1 pseudogene is annotated in these 760 nt (G+C 61.8%); it reads right to left on the bottom strand.

The annotated features are described in order from the left end of the window. A pseudogene (locus G7025_RS27305) lies at nucleotides 1-760 on the bottom strand (hypothetical protein); the annotation flags it as partial.

Raw genomic sequence — 760 nt, 5'->3', positions numbered from 1 at the left:
GCTTCGGGCGTCAGTTGATCGGGGTTGCGGGAGGCTTCAAGCACTTCGGGTCGCAGCAAATCGCCCAAGGCTTGGCCAACGCTGACGATGAGAGTTTCAGAACGCAGGGCCCCGCCACTTGCCGGGACCAAGGTGTAGCTCAGACGGATCTCGCCATCGCGGTTGTTGTCGACAAACACCTTGTCGACCCCAAACACCACTGGCCGGCCCGCGCTGCTGCCATTGAGGAGGATGCTATCCCCGGTACTGCCGTTAACCCCCGTGCCCACCCAGCGCCAGATGAATGTGTCACCCGGTGAGGTGCGGACATAGGGCAGCGTCACGATGGCCTGGCCAATCACATCGTCCGGATCAAGGTTGTCGTGCTCATCGACGCGGTCCAACTGCGGCTTCGGCAGTTCGGCCACCCGCTCGCCAAAGTGCACGATCAAGTGCTCGGACTCACGGACCGTCAGCGCACCGCTGCCGCCCAGCACGCCGACCAGGCCGTCGTCCACGCGATAAAAAATCTTCACATCGCCCAACCCCACAAAGCGCAAGAATTCACTGCGCGGCACAATCCGAAAGCGCGTCGGTGGCGGTGGGGCACCGGCCAGCAAGGTTTGCTCATAGAACTCCACGCCACCACCGGTGCGCATGGCTTCCATGCGCAGGGTGACGGAGTAGTTGCGGTCGTAGGGCGTGTACTCTGGAAACTCGACAGTGATGTAATCAATCGAGGGGTCGATCAAGCCGGCGTCATCTTCCACCACGTTGACCG

The sequence above is a fragment of the Pseudomonas lurida genome, from assembly GCF_013522705.1.
In the GTDB taxonomy this organism is placed as follows: Bacteria; Pseudomonadota; Gammaproteobacteria; order Pseudomonadales; family Pseudomonadaceae; genus Aquipseudomonas; species Aquipseudomonas quebecensis.
The sequence above is the reverse complement of the archived record's forward strand: the minus strand, read 5'-3'. Positions and strand labels throughout refer to the sequence as shown.